This is a genomic window from Microbispora corallina (assembly GCF_016863035.1).
In the GTDB taxonomy this organism is placed as follows: Bacteria; Actinomycetota; Actinomycetes; order Streptosporangiales; family Streptosporangiaceae; genus Microbispora; species Microbispora corallina.
This window is the reverse complement of the sequence record NZ_BOOC01000005.1, coordinates 147,593-167,503: the sequence shown is the minus strand read 5'-3', so window position 1 is coordinate 167,503 and position 19,911 is coordinate 147,593. Positions and strand designations below refer to the sequence as shown.

The window sequence follows — 19,911 nt, the reverse complement described above, 5'->3', positions numbered from 1 at the left end:
ATCATTGACCGCGTCTGATCCCCGCTTACCCCCGCGCCGTGACCGCTAACGGCGGCCGGCGTCGGCGAGGACGTCGGACAGCGAGTCGAAGACGGGGAACAGGCAGGTCAGGTTGGTCCAGCGCAGGATCCGCAGGACCTGGCCGTGCGGCGCGACCAGCGCGAGGTCCCCGTTCCGGTCGCGCAGATGGTGCACCAGCCGGACGAGCAGGCCGACCGCGGTCGTGTCGATGAACCCGACCTCGCTCAGGTCGAGGACGAGCCACGGGCCGTGGCCCTCGATCAGCCCGATCAGAGGCTCGCGAAGGCGCCGTACGGCGTGGATGTCGAGTTCGCCGCGCGGCGCGAGCACCGCCCACCTGCTGTGCGCGGGGGTCCTTATCGTCCACGTCTCCACGGTGGTTCCCTTTCGCCTTCCGTGGACGCGCCGAATTCGCCGCGGCCGCCGGATGGCGGACTGACGTGGCGCTTCGCCGTGCGCGTCGTGCAAACGCCGAGACAAAATGCGGGACAAGCCCTCTCTTACTCAGAGTAACAACGTTCCACCGGAGCGTCGATCGGCCGTCGAGAGGGGAAGGTAAAGGCCGCCGCGTGGTAATGCGCCTCCTCGGCGTCATCTCGTACGCAAGGGAGCTATTGTCACGTTTTATGGGGGTAAATCGGCGCCATCTCGTCCTCGGCGGCGTGCTGCTCGCATTCGCCGCGGGGTCGGCGCCCCTGAACTGGGAGCTGACCCGGGTCGTCCAGATCGCGTACGCCAGCCAGGGGAGCGTCGCGTACTCCTGGGGCGGCGGCCACGCCGCGCGTCCGGGTCCGTCGAAGGGGACCTGCCGCGGCTACCACGGCGCGATCCGCCCGTGCCCCGCGGCCCGCACACGGGGGCTCGACTGCTCGGGGTTCACCCGGTGGGTCTACGACGAGGCGTTCGGGGACGACGTGCTGGGCCGCGGCAACACCGACGACCATCTGAGGAGACTGCGCAAGGTGGACGTCGCCCAGCCGGGGGACCTCGTCTTCTACGGCACGTCCCGCAGAACGCATCACGTGGGCGTCTACATCGGCGACGGCAAGATGATCAACGCGTTCGCCACCGGGACCAGGATCAGGATGGACGACGTGTCCCGGCTGGACGATCTGCTCGGCTACTACCATTACCCGGCCTGACGGCCGCGTTTGATTCGGGCGGAAATCCGGCTTTCCGCCCTATGCTTCTCCCGTGCGAGTCCGGGTTTTAGGGCATATCGGAGCGGAGATATCCGGCCGTCCCACCGACCTCGGCACGGCCCTCCAACGCGCCGTGATGGCCCGGCTGGTGTGCGCGCAGGGGCACGTGGTGTCCACCGACCGGTTCATCGACGACCTGTGGAACGGCCAGCCCCCGCCCCGGGCGCTCGCGGCCTTGCAGGTGTACGTCTCCAACCTGCGCCGGGTCCTGGAGCCCGGGCGCGCGCCCAGGACCCCGGCCCGCGTGCTGGTGAGCGTCCCGCCGGGCTACCGGCTCGCGCTCGACGCGGACGAGGTGGACGCCTGGCGGTTCCCCCGGCTGGTCGACGCCGCGGCCGCCCTTCTGGTCCAGGGCAGGCCGGCCGAGGCCCTCGACACCGTGGACGAGGCGCTGTCGCTGTGGACGGGCCGGCCGTACGCCGAGTTCGCCGACGAGGAGTGGGCCGTCCCCGAGGTGGTCCACCTGGAGGAGCTGCGGACGGTCGCCGTGGAGCACCGGGCCGAGGCGGGGCTGGCGCTCGGCCGCCACGCCGAGGTGATCCCGGAGCTGGAGCGGCACGTGTCCGCCCACCCCCTGCGCGAGAACGCCGTCCGGCTGCTCGCGCTCTCCTACTACCGGGCCGGACGGCAGGGCGACGCGCTGGCGGCCCTGCGCCGCACCCGGACGCTGCTGGCGGACCAGCTCGGCGTGGACCCCGGGCCCGCGCTCCGCGGCCTGGAGGCCGACATCCTCGCCCAGGCCCCGTCGCTCGACCTGACCCCGTCCGCCCCGGCTCCGGCGCCGCCGGCGGTCGCGCCGCCCGTGCGCGCCCGTCCGCCCGCTCCCTCGCGCATGGTCGGCCGTACGGGGGAGCTGGGCCGGCTCACCGCGGCCGCGGCCCAGGCGGCGGACGGGTTCCGCATCGCGTGGCTCGGCGGCGACGCCGGGGCGGGCAAGAGCACGCTCGCGGACGCCCTGGTGCGCCACCTGACGGATCGGGGCTGGCGGGCCGTCGTCGGCCGCTGCCCCGAGACGACGGGCGGCGTGCCGCCGGCGTGGGCGTGGAGCGAGGTGCTGCGCGACCTGGCGGCGACCACGCCGCCTCCGCCGGAGACGGCCGCGCGGCTGGCGCCCCTGCTGACCGACGACGCCGTGCCGGCCGGCCAGTTCTGGCTGGCCAGGGCGGTGGGCGACTACCTGGAGGGCGTCCCAGGACCGCTGCTGATCGTGCTGGAGGACGTCCACCGGGCCGACGAGGAGACCCTCCAGCTGCTGCGCCACCTCGCCGTCCGGCTGGCCGGAACGCCCGTCCTCGTCCTGCTCACGCACCGCCCGGCCGAGGCCGGCGCCGACCTCGTGACGACGCGGGCCGCGCTCGCCGTGCAGGCCGCGGAGGACGTGACGCTGGGCGGCCTCGCCGAGGACGAGGTGGCCCGCCTGCTCGTGGAACGCTCCGGAGTCGAGGTCGGCCCGGCCACGGCCCGCACGATCACCGAGAGGACCGGGGGCAACCCGCTGTTCGTCTCCGAGACGGCGCGGCTGCTCGCCGTGGACGGCCCGTCGGCCGCGCACGCGCTGCCGCCCGGCGTGCGCGACCTGATCAGGCGGCGCGTCGCCCGCCTCCCCGGGACGGCGCAGACGACGCTGCGCACCGCGGCCGTGCTCGGCAGGGAGGCGGACGCCGACGTGCTCGTCGCGATGCCGGGCGCCGACGAGGAGACCGTGCTCGACGGACTGGAGGCCGGCGTGCTGTCGGGCCTGCTGGAGGAGCCCCGGCCGGGACGCGTCCGGTTCGCCCACGTGCTGGTCCGCGAGACCCTGTACGAGGACATCCCGCGGCTGCGCCGTACCCGGATGCACGGGAGGGTCCTCGCCGCGCTGGAGGCCGTACGGCCCGGCGACGTGGGGGCGCTCGGGCACCACGCGCTCGCCTCGGCCACCGCCGCCACCGCGCTGAGCGCGGCGGCCCACGCGACGCGGGCGGCCGCGCAGGCGTCCGCGCTGTACGCGCACCGTGAGGCGGCGGCGCTGCTCCAGGGCGCGCTGGACGCGGTCGGCCTGCTCGCCGAGCCGCCCGCGGACACCCGGATCGACCTGCTGTGCCGCCTGGTGTCCGCGCTGGCGCACGCCGGCGAGGTGGAGAAGGCGGTCGCGACCCGGGACGCGGCACTGGCCGCCGCGCGCGGGACGGGCGACCGGCGGGCGATCGCCCGGGCCGCCGCCGCGTTCGACGCGCCGATCATCTGGACGATCCAGCCCGAACGGCGGTTCGAGCGCGAACTGGTGCGGGTCATCGAGGACGCGATCCGCGAGGAGACCGGGGAGCTGCGCTGCCGCCTCCTGTCCGCCCTGTGCCACGAGGTCGAGGGACACGATCCCGACCGGCTCGAGTCGGCGAGCGCGGAGGCCCTGGCCATCGCCCGCGACCTCGGCGATCCCCGCCTGCTGTGCACGGCGCTCAACGCCCGCTACTGGGCCTGCCTCGGTCCCGGCCGGCGCGACGAGCTGGAGGAGCTCGGCCGCGAGCTGCTGGAGGTGTCGACCGCGGCCGGGCTGCTGGGCCACCGGATGCTGGGGCACGTGGCGCTGTGCATGGTCGCGCTCGGCCGCAACGACTGGGCCGAGGCCCGGCGGCACGCCGACCAGGCCGCCGAGCACTCGACGAGCGGTCAGCTCGGCCTCGCGCTCGGGATCCTCGCGTTCCTCGACGCCGTCCACCTGCTGATCCGCGGGGAGTTCGAGCGGGCGGAGCACGCCTACACCCTGCTGGGGGAGCGGATAGCCGAGACGGGCGGCGGCGCCAGCGGCCACCTCATGGGCGTGTGGTGCCGGTTCGCGGTCCGTCTCGTCGTCGGGCGCGGTCACGAGTCCGTGGACGAGATCGCGCCGGTGTGGCGGCGGATACCGACGGTGACCGACGAGATCTACACCCGCGCGCTCGTCGCCGCCGGACGCCTGGAGGACGCGGCGGCCGTCTGGTCCCCCGTGCGCCTGCCGAGCGCCGACTACAGCTGGCTGATGATGATGGTCCTGCGGGCCGAGAACGCGATGGCGCTCGGGGCGCGGGCGGCGGCCGAGGAGTGCTACCGGCTCCTCCTGCCCGCGGAGGGGGAGATGGGCGGGCTGAGCATGGCGTCGGTCACGCTCGGGCCGGTGGCCCACACGCTCGGCGATCTCTCGGTGTACCTCGGCAGGCCCGACGCCGCCGGCGGCCACTACGCCCGGGCGGCGGAGGTCGCCCGGCGGATCGGCTCACCCCACTGGGAGGAGGCGGCCCTCCGGGCGCTCGCCGCGACCTCCTGACCCGGGCGCCCTTGTGGCCGCCGCCCGCCCTCCGCTCTCGTGCCGCCGGTCGTTCGGCGCCGGTCGTCCACGCGGCGCCGGTCGTCCACGCGGTGCCGGGTGGCCACGGGGCGCCGGGTGGTCACGGGGCGCCGAAGACGAGGCGCTCGCGGCGGCGGTGGCCGGGACGCAGCAGGGCCAGCAGGAGCATCAGCACGGGGCCGGCCAGCTTCCGCAGCTCCGCCATCTCCGACGGCTGCACGTACCGCTCGATCCGCGGCAGATCGAAGCGGATGTCGCCGCCCTTCTGGGCCGCCTTCTCCACCTGCTCCCAGTCCCCGGCCGAGACGTGCCGCAGGATGACGGGGAACAGCAGCCGCTCCTCCTCCTCGATGTGCTCGTCGAGCAGGTCGGCGAGGCGGGCGAGCGGCTTCGCCAGGGCGGCGGGGTCTCCGGCGGCCGAGGTGATCTCGTTCAGCAGCGGGTCGAGGGCCGAGTGGTCGTCGGTCAGGTCGCTCAGGTCCACCTCGGCGCCGGCGGAGCGGACGATGACGGGCCAGAGCACGTCGTCCTCCGTCTTGTGGTGGTGGTGGATCCCCGCGCAGAGCTTGACGACGTAGTCGCGGATCGCGGCCGCGCGCCGGGCGTCGCAGGACTGCCGGCCCTCGGCGATCGCGCGGGTGGTCTCCGCCAGCCTGCGGGTGTCGCCCCGCATGGTCCGGTGGCCGAGGCGGAAGCCCAGCAGGTTGGGAGTGGTGGCGGACATCGGGTGGCCTCTCGTTGCGTTTCGATGGTGTACGGCCACCGTGCGGGAGGACACTTGGCGTTCGTTAGGTCCGCACTTAAACCCGGTCCCTATGGGACGGGTGTCATTTCAAGATATGCCTGGGAAAATCCGATAGCTTGTTCCCCTATGGACAGGCGATGGGTGGGCCCCGACGGGCTCGAGATCGTGCCGGCGCACCACGCCGGCCGCCAGGTCCTCCGCCTCCGGCGGCACGGCCTCGTCGTGGCCGACTGCCTGTCCGTCGAGGAGGTCGCCCGTTACGTCGATCTCGCCGACCTGTGCGAGGTCATCGCGCTGCCCGGGGCTCGCGGGGACGTCCGCGCCGCCGTACGCTGACCGTCATGGGATGACCTAGAGTCACAGATCGACGCCGAAGCGTAACTGTGATCGTGGATGGGCACCACACCCCCTGAGAGGGGATCCGATGCGTCTGCCCAGCCCGACCGTGCGCCCGGCCGCGACCGCGGCGTGCGCGCTCACCGTGGCCGCGCTCGGCCTCGCGGCGGCCGGCTGCGGCGCGCCGGAGACGGCCGCGGCCGGTGAGCCGCCGATCTACGTGCTCAACTTCCACCACACGGAGCGGGGCCGCGCCGACCGGCGGCCGGCCGATCTCGTGCTGTCGGAGTTCAGCACGCTCACGAAGGTGACCTGGCGGACCTGGGGGCCGTCCGGCGCCACCGGGGCCGGCAAGCTCAGCGGCACCTGGTGCCTGCCCCGCTGCGCCACGGCGCCGTACGACGCGACGGTGACGCTCAGCGCGGTGGTCCCGGTCCGCGGGAACGGCTATTTCACGAGGTACCGGGTACGGGCGAGGCTGCCTGCGGACGAGCGCGCCCAGGCCGATCTGGACGGGGTCCTGCCGACGCCCTGAGCCCGTACGGGCGGGTCCTGCGCCGCCCGGAGGCGCCGCTGTTTGATTTCGCATCGGCCGTCGGGGACGTGTATGGTTACACCTGTCCGCGACGCGCGAGCGCACACCGGGCACGCCCCTATAGCTCAGTCGGCAGAGCGTCTCCATGGTAAGGAGAAGGTCAACGGTTCGATTCCGTTTGGGGGCTCTGGCTGGAAAGTCCTGTCCGAGGTCATCGGATGGGGCTTTTGGCTTGGTGGGGGTCTCTCCCCACCGGAAGACCGATCTCGATCACGGCATATCCCGTTGAGGGAAAGCCGTCCAGGTCGGGTATCCTTGCGTGGCCGGTTCCCGTTTTCCGGCCAAGGCGGAGTAGCTCAGTCAGGCAGAGCAAGCGGCTCATAATCGCTGTGTCGCCGGTTCAAGTCCGGCCTCCGCTACTACCCGCGCCGGCCGCCCCCGAAGGGTGGCTCCGGCCCGGGTTGTCCAGTAGTCCCAAACGCAGAAAGGCACTCCCACGTGGCTGCCACAGACGTTAGGCCGAAGATCACGCTGGCCTGCCAGGAGTGCAAGCACCGCAACTACATCACGCGGAAGAACCGGCGCAACGACCCGGACAGGCTTGAGCTGAAGAAGTACTGCCCCAACTGCAAGACGCACCGGGCGCACCGCGAGACCCGCTGACCCGGATCCGTCCGCGGCCCCTCGCGTGAACGGGGCCGCCGGGCCCGTGTGGCGCATCCGCGCACGCGCGTCCTCGGGACGCCGTGGCGCGAGTCCGGCGCCGCCCCTCATCAGGGTCGCGGTCATCGCGATCTTCACATAGATGCGTACGCGGACGGCCGGCGTTCCCGCCTGGGGGCGCCGGTTTGTCGTGTCCGGACAGGGAACGGCCCGCGATCGTTGGCGCCGTCCCACAGCCCCGTCTGATCGCCCCGGCCGCTAGCGTGGACAGTCGCCGGCGGGGGCGCTGCCGCCTCACGACAGCGGAACCTTGTTCTGTTACCGTCGGCCGCAGAGGTCTGGCGCAGCAGCGAAGGAGCCCCGCCGATGGCGTTGAACCGTGATTTCGTCGGGCGGACGTACGAGTCGTCCGCTCCCTACGAGGTCAGCCGCGTGAAGATCAGGGAGTTCGCCGCCGCGATCGGTGAGAGGAACCCGGTGTGCCACGACCGGGACGCCGCGGTGGCGGCCGGGCACCCCGACCTGGTGGCCCCGCCGACCTTCCCCATCGTGTTCAGCCTGTCGAGCACCGGCGGCGCGCTCGCCGACCCCGGTCTCGGGCTCGACTTCTCCATGGTCGTCCACGGCGAGCAGCGGTTCGAGTACGACCGGCCGATCTACGCCGGGGACGAGCTCGTGTGCACCTCCACGATCACTGAGATCCGCAGCGTCGGCCGCAACGAGTTCCTGACCCTGCGCAGCGACGTCAGCACCACGTCCGGCGAGTCGGTCTGCCGGACCTACAACACCATCGTCGAGCGCGGAGGGGCGGCGTGACCATGGCTGCGACGGTCAAGTACGACGAGGTGGAGGCGGGCCAGGAGATCCCGGCCGTCGAGTACCCCGTCCACCGGGTCGACCTCGTGCGGTACGCCGGAGCCTCGGGCGACTTCAACCCGATCCACTGGAACGAGCGCTACGCCAAGGCGGTCGGCCTGCCCGACGTCATCGCGCACGGCATGTACACGATGGCCCAGGGCGGGCGTTTCGTCACCGAGTGGGCGGGCGATCCGTCGGCCGTCGTCGACTTCGGGGTGCGGTTCTCCTCGATGGTGGTCGTCCCCGACGACGACGCCGGCGCGACGATCAGGATCAGCGGCGTCGTGGAGGAGAAGCTCGAGGACAAGCGCGTGGTGGTCGTGCTGACCGCCAAGTCGGGCGACGCCCGGGTGCTGTCCAAGGCCCGCGCCGTCGTCCAGCTGTCCTGAGCGGCCCGTACGGCCCGGGCGGGGCCGATTGGGTGCGGCGCCGCTGGGTAGCGGTGGGGACGTGAGCGAGCGAACCAGACAGACCGACCGGGCCGGCGAGACCGAGGGCGTGGTGGACGAGCCGGTCACGACCCAGAAGGAGTGGCCCCACGACGCCGAGACGGCGGAGCAGAGCCAGCCGGGCGGCCACGCCGCGACCGCGCCAGGGATGCCGCCGCCCCGGGCCGAGAACGCCCGGCAGGCCGCGGGCGCCGCGGGCGAGGAGGCCGTCACCGAGGTCAAGCGGGACGTCGCGCCCGGCGGGACGATCGAGACGGCCCTGACGGAGTCGGGCACGGCCTCGATGGTCGCCTCCCAGCTGCTGTGGGACGGCAGCTCCGCCACCTCGCGAATCGACGCGGTCATCGCCGGCGCCCAGAACGACGCCCGGGACGACGCGGCGGACGACGCCGGGGAGGACGGCCGGGGCGAGACCGGCGGGGCTTCCGAGGGACGGTGAACCCGTCGCGGGGGCGAGAGGGCGGCGGGAAACCGGATCACCGACCTGGACGGCCGGTCCTGACTATTCTGTTCGTCGGGACGTTCCGGATACTCCCGGGCCGCATTCCGGCTTCCGGGCATGCCGTTGGGAACGGGCGAGGCCCGGCGTCCCCGGCCGGCGCGGTCCACCGCCGCCTGGCGGGTTCCCGTCGTGCTGAGGAGACGCTGAGGGTGCGCATGGCTGAACGGCTGGCAGGGGTACGGCTCGCGCCGTACACGACGATCCGGGTGGGCGGCCCGGCCAGGGCGTTCGCCGAGGCCCGCTCCCAGGACGAGCTCGTCGGGATCGTGGCGGAGGCCGACCGCGAGGGCGAGCCGGTCCTGATCCTGGGCGGCGGCAGCAACCTCGTCGTCGCCGACGAGGGCTTCGACGGGCTCGTGGTCCGGGTCGCCGGAACGGGTGTCGAGGTGGCCGCCGACGGCGACCGGGTGACGGTCACCGCCGAGGCGGGCGAGGACTGGGACTCCCTGGTCGCCCGCTGCGTCGAGGAGGGCTGGTCGGGTGTGGAGTGCCTGTCCGGCGTCCCCGGGCTGGTGGGGTCCACCCCCATCCAGAACGTGGGCGCGTACGGGCAGGACGTCTCGCAGACCGTCACCGGCGTGCGCGTCTACGACCGGATGACGGGGGAGACGGCCGACCTGACGGCGGCCGCCTGCGGCTTCGCCTACCGCGACAGCGCGTTCAAGGCCGACCCGGGCCGCCACGTGGTGCTGTCGGTGACCTACGCGCTGGAGCGCGGGGAGCTGTCCGGCCCGGTGGCCTACAAGGAGCTGGCCCAGCGGCTGGGGGTGGAGATCGGCGAGCGGGTGCCGCTGGCCGAGGCCCGGGAGGCGGTGCTGGCCCTGCGGCGCGGCAAGGGCATGGTGCTCGACCCGGACGACCCCGACACCCGCAGCGCGGGCTCGTTCTTCACCAACCCCGTCCTGGACGCCGCGGAGGCGGCCGACCTGGACAGACGCGCCCCCGGCCATCCCCGCTGGGACATGCCGGACGGGACGGTGAAGGTGCCGGCCGCGTGGCTGATCGAGAACGCCGGGTTCCCGAAGGGCTACGAGAAGGGCGCGGTGCGGATCTCGACCAAGCACACGCTGGCCCTGACCAACCCCACGGGCGAGGCCGGCGCGGCCGACCTGCTCGCGCTGGCCCGGGAGGTCCGCGAGGGCGTGATGGAGAAGTTCGGCGTGCTGCTCGTGAACGAGCCCGTCCTGGTCGGTGTCACGCTCTGACCGGTTTTTACCCTCGATGTCCGGTGCGCGGGACTGTCCGGCCGCCGGAGCCCGTTAGACTCTGACGGAACACCGAAGGGGAGTAGTCCCGAATCCACTGATCGACATACTGGCCCGAGCCGTCTCCGGTTCGTACGGCCCGGTCGTGGAGCCCCCGTGGCGGACGAGACCTTCGGCCCGACAGCGACGCGTACGCCGCCGGGCCGAAGTCGCGTGCCCGAAACTCCCCGGGTGTGAGACGGCGGCCCGGTCGCGCCCACCGGAAAGGCCGTCCGTGCAAGCCCTCTGGATCTCCCTCGTGGTCGTCTTCGTCGCCGAGCTCGGCGACAAGAGCCAGCTCATGGCCCTCACCTTCGCGACCAGGTTCAAGCCGTTGCCCGTGCTGGCCGGCATCACCGCGGCCACCGCGCTCGTGCACCTCGTGAGCGTCGCCCTCGGCCGACTGGTCGGCGACGCCCTCCCCACCACCGCCATCTCGATCGTCGCCGGCCTGGCGTTCCTCGGCTTCGCGGCCTGGACGCTGCGGGGCGACGAGCTCACCGAGGAGGAGTCGGGCAAGGCGGCCAGGACGACGCGCAACGCGTTCATCGCGGTCGCCGTCGCGTTCTTCCTCAGCGAACTGGGCGACAAGACCATGCTCGCGACGATCACGCTCGCCACCCAGCACGGCTGGTTCGGCACGTGGGTCGGCTCCACGGTCGGCATGGTCGCCGCGGACGCGCTCGCCATCCTCGTCGGCCGCTTCGTCGGCGCGCGGCTGCCCGAGAAGTGGATCCGGTACGGCGCGGCCGCGGCCTTCGCCGTCTTCGGGGTGGTCCTCCTCCTGGAGCCGCTGCTGGCGTAGCCGGCCGGGCTCAGCCGAGCAGCTGCAGCCGGTGGGCCGCGGCGGCCGCCTCGCCCCGGGTGGAGACCCCGAGCTTGGGCAGGATGTTCGACACGTGGACGCTGACGGTCTTGGCGGAGATGAACAGCTCGGCGGCGATGTCCCGGTTGCTCCGCCCGGCCGCCACGAGCCGGAGGACCTCCAGCTCGCGGGGGGTCAGCGCGGCGGGGTCGTCGGCGGGCCTGGCCGTCTCGGACAGGGGCGCGCCGACGCGGCGGGCCAGCGTCTCGATCTGCGTCCTCAGCGGGACGGCCCGCAGGGCCTCGGCCAGCGGGCACGCCTCACGCAGGCGGGCCGTCGCCCCGTCGCGGTCGCCCGCGGCGGCCGCGACCCCGGCGGCGTGCAGCAGCGACTTGGCCCGCACGTAGGGGCGGCCGAGCCGCTTCCACTCCTCGGCGGCCGCGTCGAAGTCGCCCTGGTAGACCAGGCGGAACGCCCGGCCCACCGGGCCGTCCTCGGTCATGTCCGCGGCGAGCTCCTCGGTCCGGGCGCGCACCGCCGCCACCCGGGCGCCGTCGACGGGCTCGGCCGCGTCGCACACGCTCCTGATGGCGGCCAGCAGCCGCCAGCCGAGCATGGCCTTGCGCGACAGCGGCGGGTCGTCCAGCGCCACCTCGGCCACCTCGACGGCCTTCAGCGGCTTGCCCTTGAGCATGAAGTACGCGAGCAGCAGCCGGGTGTTGTTCGTCCACTCCTGGGTCTGCTCCTCGGGCTGCGGGGAGAACGCGCCGACCTCGGCGAGGATGCCGTGCGCGACCTCCTCCTCGCCGCGGGCGATCGCGATGTCCGCCCTGACACGGAGCATGTGCCAGCGGTTGCGCGGGGACGGACCCATCGTGAAGGCCCGCTCGATGATCTCGATGGCCTCGTCCCACCGGCCCAGCGACTCCAGCGCCTCGGCCCGGTTGTTGGCGATGAACACGCCCTGGTGCCGGTACCGGCCGTACCGCCGGGCCAGCTTCTCGCCCTCCAGTGCGAGCTCGACGGCCTCGTTCGAGCGGCCGAGGTTGTCGAGGGCGTCGACGTTGTTGGCGAGCGCGCGCAGCACGATGCGGGGCGCGTTGAGCCGGGTGCCGATCGCCAGCGCCCGCTCGTTCGTGGCGAAGGTGAGCTCCAGGTCGCCCGAGACGGAGTGGCCCAGCGCGAGGTTCATGAGCAGGTCGGCCTCCTGGCACTCGTCGCCGGTCTCCCGCGCGTAGCGCAGCGCCTCCTCCGTGACGGCCGTGCCCTCCACCACCCGGTCGGTGCACATGAGTATGGTGCCGAGCCGGGTGAGCACGAGTGTGCGGGTGTCGCTCGGCCGCGGGACCAGGCGCTCGGCGCGCCGCAGGTCCTCCACCGCCCCCGGCCGGCCCTTGTGCTGCTTGATGTCCGCCATCCGGACCATCAGCTCGGCCACCCGCTCGGGCGTGGTCCGCTCGTCCAGCTCGTGGAGCGCCCCGCGGACGAACTTCATGCTGCGTTCCATGTCGCCGCTGACGTAGGCCGCCTCCGAGGCCCGCTCCAGCACCGTGCAGTGGTCGACGCCGATGCGCTCGGCGGCGTCGGGGACCTTGTCCCACAGCGTCAGCACGCGTTCGAGGAGCTGGATCTGCTCGGTGTACGCGAACGACTTGGCCGCCTTCTGGGCCGCCTCCCAGGCGGAGATGAGCGCCCACAGGTCGTCGCGGGCCGAGTACCAGTGGTGGGCGATCTCTATCGGCGCCCGGCCGTGCGGCACGAGCGTGCGGTCCCTGTCGATCTCCTCGGCGTACCGCGCGTGCAGGCGGGCGTGCTCGCCGGGCAGCAGTTCGTCGTGGACGGCCTCGCGGATCAGCGCGTGCCGGAAGGTGTACGCCCGTCCGTCGGCCACCTGCAGCACGTTGGCGGCGATGGCCGGCCGCAGGGCGTCCTCCAGGTCCACGTCGGACAGGCCGCCGACGGCCGCGAGCAGGTCGTGCCCCACCCGCACGCCTCCGGCGGCGGCGATGCGCAGCACCCGCTGGGTCTCCTCCGGCAGCCGCTCGACCGAGCCGATGATCAGGTCGTGCAGGGAGTCGGGGAACGAGCACTCGCTGCCGGAGTCGAGCAGCGCCTCCACGAACAGCGGGATGCCGCCGCTGCGCTCGAAGACCTGGTCGACCCGGGCGAAGTCGGGCGCCACGCCGAGGATGCCGGCCATCTGCTCGGCGACCTCGTCCTGCGTGAAGCGCGGCAGGTCGACCCGGATGACCCCGTTCACCCGGGCCAGCTCGGCCAGCACCGGCCGCAGGGGATGCGTGCGGTGCAGTTCGTCCGACCGGTATGTCATCACCATCAGGACGGGCGCGGTCCTCAGGTTGCGGCTGAGGAACGCGATGAGGTCGCGGCTCGACCGGTCCGCCCAGTGGAGGTCCTCGATGATGAGGACCACGGGCCGCCGCTCGGCCAGCCGTTCCAGCAGCGTGAGGATGAGCTCGAACAGCCGCGCGCGGGCCGACTCGCTCTCGCCGTCGCCGCTCGGCTCGCCGAACTCGGGCAGCAGCCGGGCGAGGTCCCGCCCCGCGCCGTCCGGCAGCAGGGCCGCAACCTCGGCCGCGCTCGTCTCGCGGACGAGCTGCCGCAGCGCGGCGGTGAACGGCGCGTACGCGAGGCCCTCGGCGGACAGTTCCACGCAGCCCCCGACGAGCACGTGGGCGCCGTCCTGCTCGGCCTGCTCGGCGAAGCGGCTGACGAGGCGGGTCTTCCCCACGCCCGCCTCACCGCCGATCAGCACCGCGGCGGTGGCCTGCTTTCGAGCCTGGTCGTAGGCCTCTCCCAACGTCTCGAGTTCGGCGTCCCGCCCGACGAAGACGGGGCTGACAGCCCGGCGCGTCATGTCGTTAAGCATGTCATGCCCTCTGTATGGCTTCGCCTGATTTATTGGGGAGGTTCGCGTTGCCCGCTCGCCCTCCCGCCGCCTCCGCCAGGCCGCTCAGGGTGGCGGCCCGAAACGGCTCAGGGCGGCTGGAAAGCCCGGCCGGGAGGGAGGTTCCGGCCGGGCTTCCTGATGCGGCTCACGACGTGCGAAGCTTGCCGAAGGCGGCGCGCAGGCGGCGGTTGCCCGACTGCTGCTGCGCCTTCCTGGCGGCCTGCGCCTCGCGGACGCGCCGGTGGCTGGCCGCCTCCTGCTGAAGCTCGGCGGCGCGGTTGATGACGAACTGGTAGTGGAGTTCGGGACCCATCACGGTGTCTCCTTGTGTGTTCTTTTCCCTTACACACTCAAGGTTCGGTCTAAGGCCCCCACCGGCACATCGGGCGGATGCCTTATCTCCGGGAGGTTCTGAGGCGTAGGACCCCTAAGGCGTCCCCTCGGACGCCTTAGACGGGAGTAGGGCGGTCTGAGCACCTGCTCGGGGCCACTCCGGCCAGAGCTGCCAAAAATCGCGGGGCCGTCTCGGCTGCGGTCGGTTTGGAATCATTCACACTGGTCGGCGATGCTGGACCCGTGCCAACTTTGACTACTCCGCTCGCGGAGGTCGCCTCTTCCACCTCGACGTTGCGGGCGTTCCTGCACGGCCTTCCCGGGGTCGACCGGGTGGGCGCGGACGCCAGGGCCGCGATGCTGGGCACCCGATCCATCAAGACCACGGCCAAGAAGCAGGCCATCGACCTCGCCATCCGCATGGTGGACCTCACGACCCTCGAGGGCGCGGACACCCCCGGCAAGGTCAGGGCCATGTGCGCCAAGGCGGTGCGGCCCGACCCCACCGACGCCACCGTTCCCCCGGTGGCGGCGGTGTGCGTGTACCCCGACCTCGTCCCGACCGCCGTCCAGGCGCTCGCCGGGTCCGGCGTGAAGGTGGCCTCGGTCGCGACCGCGTTCCCCAGCGGCCGTTCGTCCCTCGAGGTGAAGGTGGCGGAGACCGGGCTCGCGGTGGCGGCCGGGGCGTCCGAGATCGACATGGTGATCGACCGGGGCGCGTTCCTGGCGGGCGACTACCTGAAGGTGTACGAGGAGATCGCCGCGGTGAAGGCCGCCTGCGGTCCCGCCGGGGGCGCGCACGACGAGCCGGGCGCGCATCTGAAGGTGATCCTGGAGACCGGCGAGCTCGCGACGTACGACAACGTGCGCCGGGCCTCGTGGCTCGCGATGATCGCGGGCGCCGACTTCATCAAGACCTCCACCGGCAAGGTGTCGCCGGCGGCGACGCTGCCCGTGACGCTGGTCATGCTGGAGGCGGTACGCGACTTCCTGCGGACCACCGGCCGCAAGGTGGGCGTGAAGCCCGCCGGCGGCATCCGGACGACCAAGGACGCCATCAAGTACCTCGTGCTGGTGAACGAGACGGCCGGGCCCGACTGGCTCGACCCCGACTGGTTCAGGCTGGGCGCGTCGTCGCTGCTCAACGACCTGCTCATGCAGCGCCAGAAGATGGCAACCGGCCGCTACGCCGGCCCCGACTACTTCACCCTGGACTGAGGGCATGTTCGAATACGCACCCGCGCCCGAGTCGCGGGACATCGTCGACATCAAGCCGTCGTACGGCCTGTTCATCAACGGCGAGTGGGTCGAGCCGCAGAGCGAGGAGCGGCACAAGACCGTCAACCCGGCGACCGAGGAGGTCCTCTCCGAGATCGTGTGGGCCGGCGAGGCCGACGTCGACCGGGCCGTCGAGGCCGCCAGGAAGGCGTTCGCCACCTGGTCGGCCGTGCCGGGGTCCGAGCGCGCCAAGTACATCTTCCGGATCGCCCGGATCATCCAGGAGCGGTCGCGCGAGCTGGCCGTCCTGGAGTCGCTCGACAACGGCAAGCCGATCCGCGAGTCGCGCGACGTCGACCTGCCGCTGGTGGCCGCCCACTTCTTCTACTACGCGGGCTGGGCCGACAAGCTGTCGTACGCCGGGTTCGGCCCCGACCCCCGGCCGCTCGGGGTGGCCGGCCAGGTCATCCCGTGGAACTTCCCGCTGCTGATGCTGGCCTGGAAGATCGCCCCGGCGCTCGCCTGCGGCAACACGGTCGTGCTGAAGCCCGCCGAGACGACGCCGCTGACCGCCCTCGCCTTCGCGGAGATCTGCCGCCAGGCCGACCTGCCGCCCGGAGTGGTCAACATCGTGACCGGAGCCGGTGAGACCGGCTCGGCGCTCGTCCGCCACCCCGGCGTCGACAAGGTGGCCTTCACCGGCTCGACCGAGGTCGGCCGGCTCATCGCCAGGAGCGTCGCCGGGAGCCGCAAGAAGCTCACGCTCGAACTCGGCGGCAAGGCCGCCAACATCGTGTTCGAGGACGCGGCCGTCGACCAGGCGGTCGAGGGCATCGTGAACGGCATCTTCTTCAACCAGGGCCACGTGTGCTGCGCCGGCTCCCGCCTGCTCGTGCAGGAGTCGGTCGCCGAGGAGGTGCTCGACGCGCTCAAGCGCCGGCTGGCCACGCTGCGGATGGGCGACCCGCTCGACAAGAACACCGACATCGGCGCGATCAACTCGGCGGCCCAGCTCGCCAAGATCCGCGAGCTGTCCGAGGCCGGCGAGTCGGAGGGCGCCGAGCGCTGGTCGCCGCCGTGCCCGATCCCCGACAGGGGGTTCTGGTTCCCGCCGACCGTGTTCACCGGCGTCGCCCAGTCGCACCGCATCGCCCGCGAGGAGATCTTCGGGCCGGTGCTGTCGGTGCTGACGTTCCGCACCCCCGCGGAGGCGATCGAGAAGGCCAACAACACGCCGTACGGGCTGTCGGCCGGCGTCTGGACGGAGAAGGGCTCGCTCATGCTGTGGGCCGCGTCCCGGCTGCGCGCGGGAGTCGTCTGGTCCAACACGTTCAACCGGTTCGACCCGGCCTCGCCGTTCGGCGGCTTCAAGGAGTCGGGGTACGGCCGCGAGGGCGGGCGCCACGGGCTGGAGGCCTACCTTGCCGTGTGAAGACAGGCATCACGAGGGCCCTTCGTGCCGGTGCGACCACCGGCGGCGCCGCAGGCTCGCCCGCCGGGCCGAGGCCGGGGCGGGCAGCGGCTACTCCCGCGGCCGCCGGTCCCGGCGCTTCGCCGTCCGCCACGGCTGGTTCGCCCACCGCGGCGGCGTCTGCCGGTGCGGCCAGACCTACCAGCCGGCCCGTCCACTCCAGATTGGATCCTTCGATGAGTGAGCGTCTCGCCGTGCGCAAGACGTACAAGCTGTTCATCGGCGGCGCGTTCCCGCGATCCGAGAGCGGAAGGTCGTATGTCGTGACCTCCTCCAAGGGCGACTTCCTCGCGAACGCGTCCCGGGCCTCGCGCAAGGACGCCAGGGACGCCGTCTCGGCCGCCCGCAAGGCGTTCCCCGGCTGGTCGGGCGCCACGGCCTACAACCGGGGCCAGGTGCTCTACCGCGTGGCCGAGATGCTGGAGGGCCGCCGGGCGCAGTTCGCGGCCGAGATCGCCGACGCCGAGGGCGTGGGCGCGCGCAAGGCCGGCGAGCTGGTGGACGCCGCCGTCGACCGGCTCGTCTGGTACGCGGGCTGGTCCGACAAGATCGGCGCCGTCCTCGGCTCGGCCAACCCGGTCGCCGGGCCGTACTTCAACCTGTCCAGCCCCGAGCCCACCGGCGTGGTGGCCGTGGTCGCCCCGCCGCTGGGGTCGCTGGCGGGCCTGGTCGGCGTGATCGCGCCGGTCATCGTGACGGGCAACACGTGCGTCGTGATCGCGCCGGAGCGGGCGCCGCTGCCGTCGATCACGCTGGCGGAGGTGCTGGCCACCTCCGACGTGCCGGGCGGCGTGGTGAACATCCTGACCGGCTCGGCGGCGGAGATCGCCCCCTGGCTGGCCGGACACATGGACGTCAACGCCGTCGACCTCGCAGGCGCCGACCCCGACCTGGCCGTGACCTGCGAGGAGCTGGCCGCCGAGAACCTCAAGCGGGTCGTGCGCCCGCCGGCGGCTCCCGTCGACTGGCTGGCCGACCCCGGCACCGACCGCATGACGGCCTTCCTGGAGACGAAGACGGTCTGGCACCCCATCGGCACCTGACCCTCCACGGCGTCCCCGGCCCCCGGCCCTCACAGCCAGGGGCCGGGTGCGCGGTAGGCGTCCTTCACGGCGACGACCGTCATAGTCGGGCTGGGAGAGAGCGGCGAACACGATCTGTCCACCCGCTATCGCGAGATCATGGCAGAGGCCGGTAAGAATCGGGAGGTCGTGGAGGCGATCGACGCTGTCCGCCTCAGCGCATGAAGGGTTTGCTGTGCGACTCGGGCCCCTTGATCGCCACTTTCGATCCTGGTGACAGGTTTCACGCCCGATGCACACGGCTGCTCATGACGTGGCCTGGCCATCTCGTCATCCCCGAGCCGGTTCTCGGCGAGACCTGCAATTTCCTGCGCAACAACGTCCGGAAGGGCGCGGAGTTGGACGCCACCCTGCTTGAGGCGGTCACCGCGCACGAGGGCGATTTCGTGGTCGTCGGCCCTACTGCGGAGGATCGCCAGCGTGCCTCGGAGCTCGTCCGCCGCCTGGTCACCGCTCCCATGGGCTACGTCGACGCAACGGTCCTTGCCATGGCAGAACGGCTTTCCATCACCGATGTCGCCACGACCGATGCCAAGTTCGTCGGATTGGCGCACGGCGTATCACGGATCACTTTCCCTCGCATGGCCGTTCCAGGAGTACGCCGGCTGGCCTGCTCAAGGGGCCAGAACCACCTGACCAGGCGACTCAGCCGCGGTGGACGAGCTCGGCGACGGTGACGCGGTAGTGGTAGCGGGCGGTCAGGCCGATCACCATGGTGATCCAGCTGTCCTCGCCGACCTTGTAGACGGCCCGTTCCTGGGTGAAGGACGGATGCCGGGGTGAGTGCCGCATGGCCAGCTCGGCGGCGATGGCCCGGGCCTCCTCCCGGCCGCCCTCGACCTCGTAGATGTCGGAGATCCGCCACTCCTTGCGCTCGCCGGCGCCCATGTTCTCCTCGATGAGGACCCGCCACTGGCTCATACCGCGATCATGCCGAATCCGCCCGGCGTTCACGCGCCGTTGAGGCTGAGAAGCAGCTCCGCGTTCGACCGGGTCTCCCTCAGGCGGGCCAGGAAGGGCTCGAACGCCTCCGGGTCGTGCAGGGCCCGCCGCAGCTTCCGTACGAGGACCAGCTCGGAGGGGTCGAGGAGGAGCTCCTCGCGGCGGGTGCCCGAGCCGGTGACGTCGACGGCAGGGAAGACCCGCCGCTCGGCGAGGCTCCGGCTGAGCCGCAGGTCCATGTTGCCGGTGCTCTTGAACTCCTCGAAGAGGTTGTCGTCCATCCGCGACCCGGTCTCGACGAGCGCGGTCGCGAGGACGGTGAGCGACCCGCCGTCCTCGACGTTGCGGGCCGCGCCCAGCACGCGCTTGGGCGGGTGGACGGCGCGCACGTCGATGCCGCCGGTGAGGATGCGGCCGCCGCTCGGGGCGGCCATGTTGTACGCCCGGCCGAGGCGGGTGATCGAGTCGATGAGGACGACGACGTCGCGGCCGTTCTCGACGAGCCGCTTGGCCCGCTCGACGGCGAGCTCGGTCATGGCGATGTGGTCCTGCGGGACGCGGTCGAAGGTGGAGGCGAGCACCTCGCCCTTCACCGACTCCCGCATGTCGGTGACCTCCTCGGGCCGCTCGTCGACGAGGACGACCATGAGGTGGCACTCCGGGTGGTTGGCGCTGATGGCGTTGGCGACGGCCTTGAGCACCAGCGTCTTGCCGGCCTTGGGCGGGGCCACGATCAGGCCGCGCTGGCCCTTGCCGATGGGCGCGACCAGGTCGATGACCCGGGTGGCCAGCAGGCCGGGAGCGGTCTCCAGGCGGAGCCGCTCGTCGGGATGGACGGGGACGAGGTCGGCGAAGTCCGGCCGGAGACGGCCGGGCTGCTCGCCGTTCACGGTGCCGACGGCGGCGAGCCTGCCGCCGACGGCCGTCCCGTGGACGACGTCCCCGCGCCGCAGCCCCTGGGACGCGACCAGGGCGGGCGGCACGGCGACGTCCTTCGGCCCGGGCAGGTAGCCCTGGGTCCGGATGACGGCGTTCCTGCCGGTGATGTCGAGGAGCCCGGTGACGGTGACGGGGCTCTGCGGGGGCCGCGCCGTACGGGCGGGCTCACCGGCGCTCCGGGCGGCGCGCTGCCGGGGAGCGGTTGTGACGGTGGTCATGGCGACTCCTGGAAGAAGAAGGGTGAACGGAGCCCGCGGACGTGTGAACGGGGACGGGCGCCGGGCATGCCGGGAAGGGCGCCGGGACATGCCAGGGCCGGTCGCGGCGGGCGAGGCGTCGCGGGACGGCGGACGG

Annotated in this window: 19 protein-coding genes, 2 tRNA genes and 1 pseudogene; 16 read left to right on the top strand and 6 right to left on the bottom strand. The window is 72.6% G+C overall.

Annotated features, from left to right (window positions below):
• Positions 1 to 45: 45 nt before the first annotated feature.
• Positions 46 to 396, bottom strand: a complete 351-nt coding sequence (locus tag Mco01_RS08660) for an STAS domain-containing protein (protein WP_204056363.1) — start codon at positions 394 to 396, stop codon at positions 46 to 48.
• Positions 397 to 647: 251 nt separating this feature from the next.
• On the opposite strand from Mco01_RS08660, the gene Mco01_RS08655 reads away from it, so the two are divergent.
• Together Mco01_RS08655 and Mco01_RS08650 are read left to right on the top strand one after the other, a co-directional pair.
• Positions 648 to 1,163 carry a C40 family peptidase gene (locus Mco01_RS08655; protein WP_204056362.1) on the top strand — a complete coding sequence of 172 codons (516 nt, stop codon included), beginning with the start codon at positions 648 to 650 and terminating at the stop codon, positions 1,161 to 1,163.
• Between the two features lie 52 nt (positions 1,164 to 1,215).
• On the top strand, positions 1,216 to 4,506 hold the full coding sequence (locus Mco01_RS08650) for an ATP-binding protein (RefSeq protein ID WP_239103440.1): 3,291 nt from the start codon (positions 1,216 to 1,218) through the stop codon (positions 4,504 to 4,506).
• Positions 4,507 to 4,627: 121 nt separating this feature from the next.
• On the opposite strand, the gene Mco01_RS08645 is transcribed toward Mco01_RS08650, so the two are convergent.
• On the bottom strand, positions 4,628 to 5,251 hold the full coding sequence (locus Mco01_RS08645) for a hemerythrin domain-containing protein (protein WP_204056361.1): 624 nt from the start codon (positions 5,249 to 5,251) through the stop codon (positions 4,628 to 4,630).
• A 147-nt stretch (positions 5,252 to 5,398) separates the two neighbouring features.
• Between Mco01_RS08645 and Mco01_RS08640 the strand changes: the two genes are divergently transcribed.
• The 10 genes from Mco01_RS08640 to Mco01_RS08595 all read left to right on the top strand — a co-directional run bounded on the left by Mco01_RS08640 (position 5,399) and on the right by Mco01_RS08595 (position 10,664).
• Positions 5,399 to 5,608 carry a transposase gene (locus tag Mco01_RS08640; protein ID WP_204056360.1) on the top strand — a complete coding sequence of 70 codons (210 nt, stop codon included), beginning with the start codon at positions 5,399 to 5,401 and terminating at the stop codon, positions 5,606 to 5,608.
• A gap of 88 nt (positions 5,609 to 5,696) precedes the next feature.
• The gene (locus tag Mco01_RS08635; protein WP_204056359.1) at positions 5,697 to 6,143 is read left to right on the top strand and encodes a hypothetical protein; all 447 of its coding nucleotides are present in this window, start codon (positions 5,697 to 5,699) and stop codon (positions 6,141 to 6,143) included.
• Between the two features lie 114 nt (positions 6,144 to 6,257).
• Positions 6,258 to 6,330, top strand: a tRNA-Thr gene (locus tag Mco01_RS08630).
• 158 nt (positions 6,331 to 6,488) lie between these two features.
• Positions 6,489 to 6,562, top strand: a tRNA-Met gene (locus Mco01_RS08625).
• A 79-nt stretch (positions 6,563 to 6,641) separates the two neighbouring features.
• On the top strand, positions 6,642 to 6,806 hold the full coding sequence (gene rpmG, locus Mco01_RS08620) for a 50S ribosomal protein L33 (protein ID WP_036325591.1): 165 nt from the start codon (positions 6,642 to 6,644) through the stop codon (positions 6,804 to 6,806).
• Positions 6,807 to 7,172: 366 nt separating this feature from the next.
• Positions 7,173 to 7,622 carry a MaoC family dehydratase N-terminal domain-containing protein gene (locus Mco01_RS08615; protein WP_204056358.1) on the top strand — a complete coding sequence of 150 codons (450 nt, stop codon included), beginning with the start codon at positions 7,173 to 7,175 and terminating at the stop codon, positions 7,620 to 7,622.
• Positions 7,623 to 7,624: 2 nt separating this feature from the next.
• Positions 7,625 to 8,053, top strand: a complete 429-nt coding sequence (locus tag Mco01_RS08610; protein WP_036325594.1) for a MaoC family dehydratase — start codon at positions 7,625 to 7,627, stop codon at positions 8,051 to 8,053.
• A 61-nt stretch (positions 8,054 to 8,114) separates the two neighbouring features.
• Positions 8,115 to 8,552 (top strand): hypothetical protein, encoded by a 438-nt coding sequence (locus Mco01_RS08605; protein WP_204056357.1) that lies wholly within the window; start codon positions 8,115 to 8,117, stop codon positions 8,550 to 8,552.
• A 218-nt stretch (positions 8,553 to 8,770) separates the two neighbouring features.
• Positions 8,771 to 9,820, top strand: coding sequence for a UDP-N-acetylmuramate dehydrogenase (locus Mco01_RS08600; protein WP_204056356.1), 1,050 nt, complete (start codon positions 8,771 to 8,773; stop codon positions 9,818 to 9,820).
• Positions 9,821 to 10,094: 274 nt separating this feature from the next.
• Positions 10,095 to 10,664, top strand: a complete 570-nt coding sequence (locus tag Mco01_RS08595) for a TMEM165/GDT1 family protein (protein WP_204056355.1) — start codon at positions 10,095 to 10,097, stop codon at positions 10,662 to 10,664.
• Between the two features lie 10 nt (positions 10,665 to 10,674).
• On the opposite strand, the gene Mco01_RS39740 is transcribed toward Mco01_RS08595, so the two are convergent.
• Together Mco01_RS39740 and Mco01_RS08585 are read right to left on the bottom strand one after the other, a co-directional pair.
• Positions 10,675 to 13,539 carry a helix-turn-helix transcriptional regulator gene (locus tag Mco01_RS39740; RefSeq protein WP_275410477.1) on the bottom strand — a complete coding sequence of 955 codons (2,865 nt, stop codon included), beginning with the start codon at positions 13,537 to 13,539 and terminating at the stop codon, positions 10,675 to 10,677.
• A gap of 178 nt (positions 13,540 to 13,717) precedes the next feature.
• Positions 13,718 to 13,885, bottom strand: a complete 168-nt coding sequence (locus tag Mco01_RS08585; RefSeq protein ID WP_157099568.1) for a hypothetical protein — start codon at positions 13,883 to 13,885, stop codon at positions 13,718 to 13,720.
• 272 nt (positions 13,886 to 14,157) lie between these two features.
• On the opposite strand from Mco01_RS08585, the gene deoC reads away from it, so the two are divergent.
• From deoC to Mco01_RS08565, 4 genes are all read left to right on the top strand, one after another.
• The gene (gene deoC / locus Mco01_RS08580) at positions 14,158 to 15,123 is read left to right on the top strand and encodes a deoxyribose-phosphate aldolase (RefSeq protein ID WP_204056606.1); all 966 of its coding nucleotides are present in this window, start codon (positions 14,158 to 14,160) and stop codon (positions 15,121 to 15,123) included.
• A gap of 4 nt (positions 15,124 to 15,127) precedes the next feature.
• Positions 15,128 to 16,555: an aldehyde dehydrogenase family protein gene (locus tag Mco01_RS08575; RefSeq protein ID WP_204056353.1), complete on the top strand. Its 1,428-nt coding sequence runs from the start codon at positions 15,128 to 15,130 to the stop codon at positions 16,553 to 16,555.
• Positions 16,556 to 16,770: 215 nt separating this feature from the next.
• Complete coding sequence (locus Mco01_RS08570) at positions 16,771 to 17,637, top strand: aldehyde dehydrogenase family protein (protein ID WP_204056352.1); 867 nt, start codon at positions 16,771 to 16,773, stop codon at positions 17,635 to 17,637.
• A gap of 200 nt (positions 17,638 to 17,837) precedes the next feature.
• On the top strand, positions 17,838 to 18,353 hold the full coding sequence (locus Mco01_RS08565; protein WP_204056351.1) for a type II toxin-antitoxin system VapC family toxin: 516 nt from the start codon (positions 17,838 to 17,840) through the stop codon (positions 18,351 to 18,353).
• Here the strand turns inward: Mco01_RS08565 and Mco01_RS08560 are convergent.
• The gene (locus Mco01_RS08560) at positions 18,322 to 18,597 is read right to left on the bottom strand and encodes a hypothetical protein (protein WP_204056350.1); all 276 of its coding nucleotides are present in this window, start codon (positions 18,595 to 18,597) and stop codon (positions 18,322 to 18,324) included. The two genes, Mco01_RS08565 and Mco01_RS08560, sit on opposite strands and share 32 nt — an antisense overlap.
• A 29-nt stretch (positions 18,598 to 18,626) precedes the next feature.
• A pseudogene (gene rho / locus Mco01_RS08555) lies at positions 18,627 to 19,682 on the bottom strand (transcription termination factor Rho); the annotation flags it as partial.
• Positions 19,683 to 19,911: the final 229 nt, after the last annotated feature.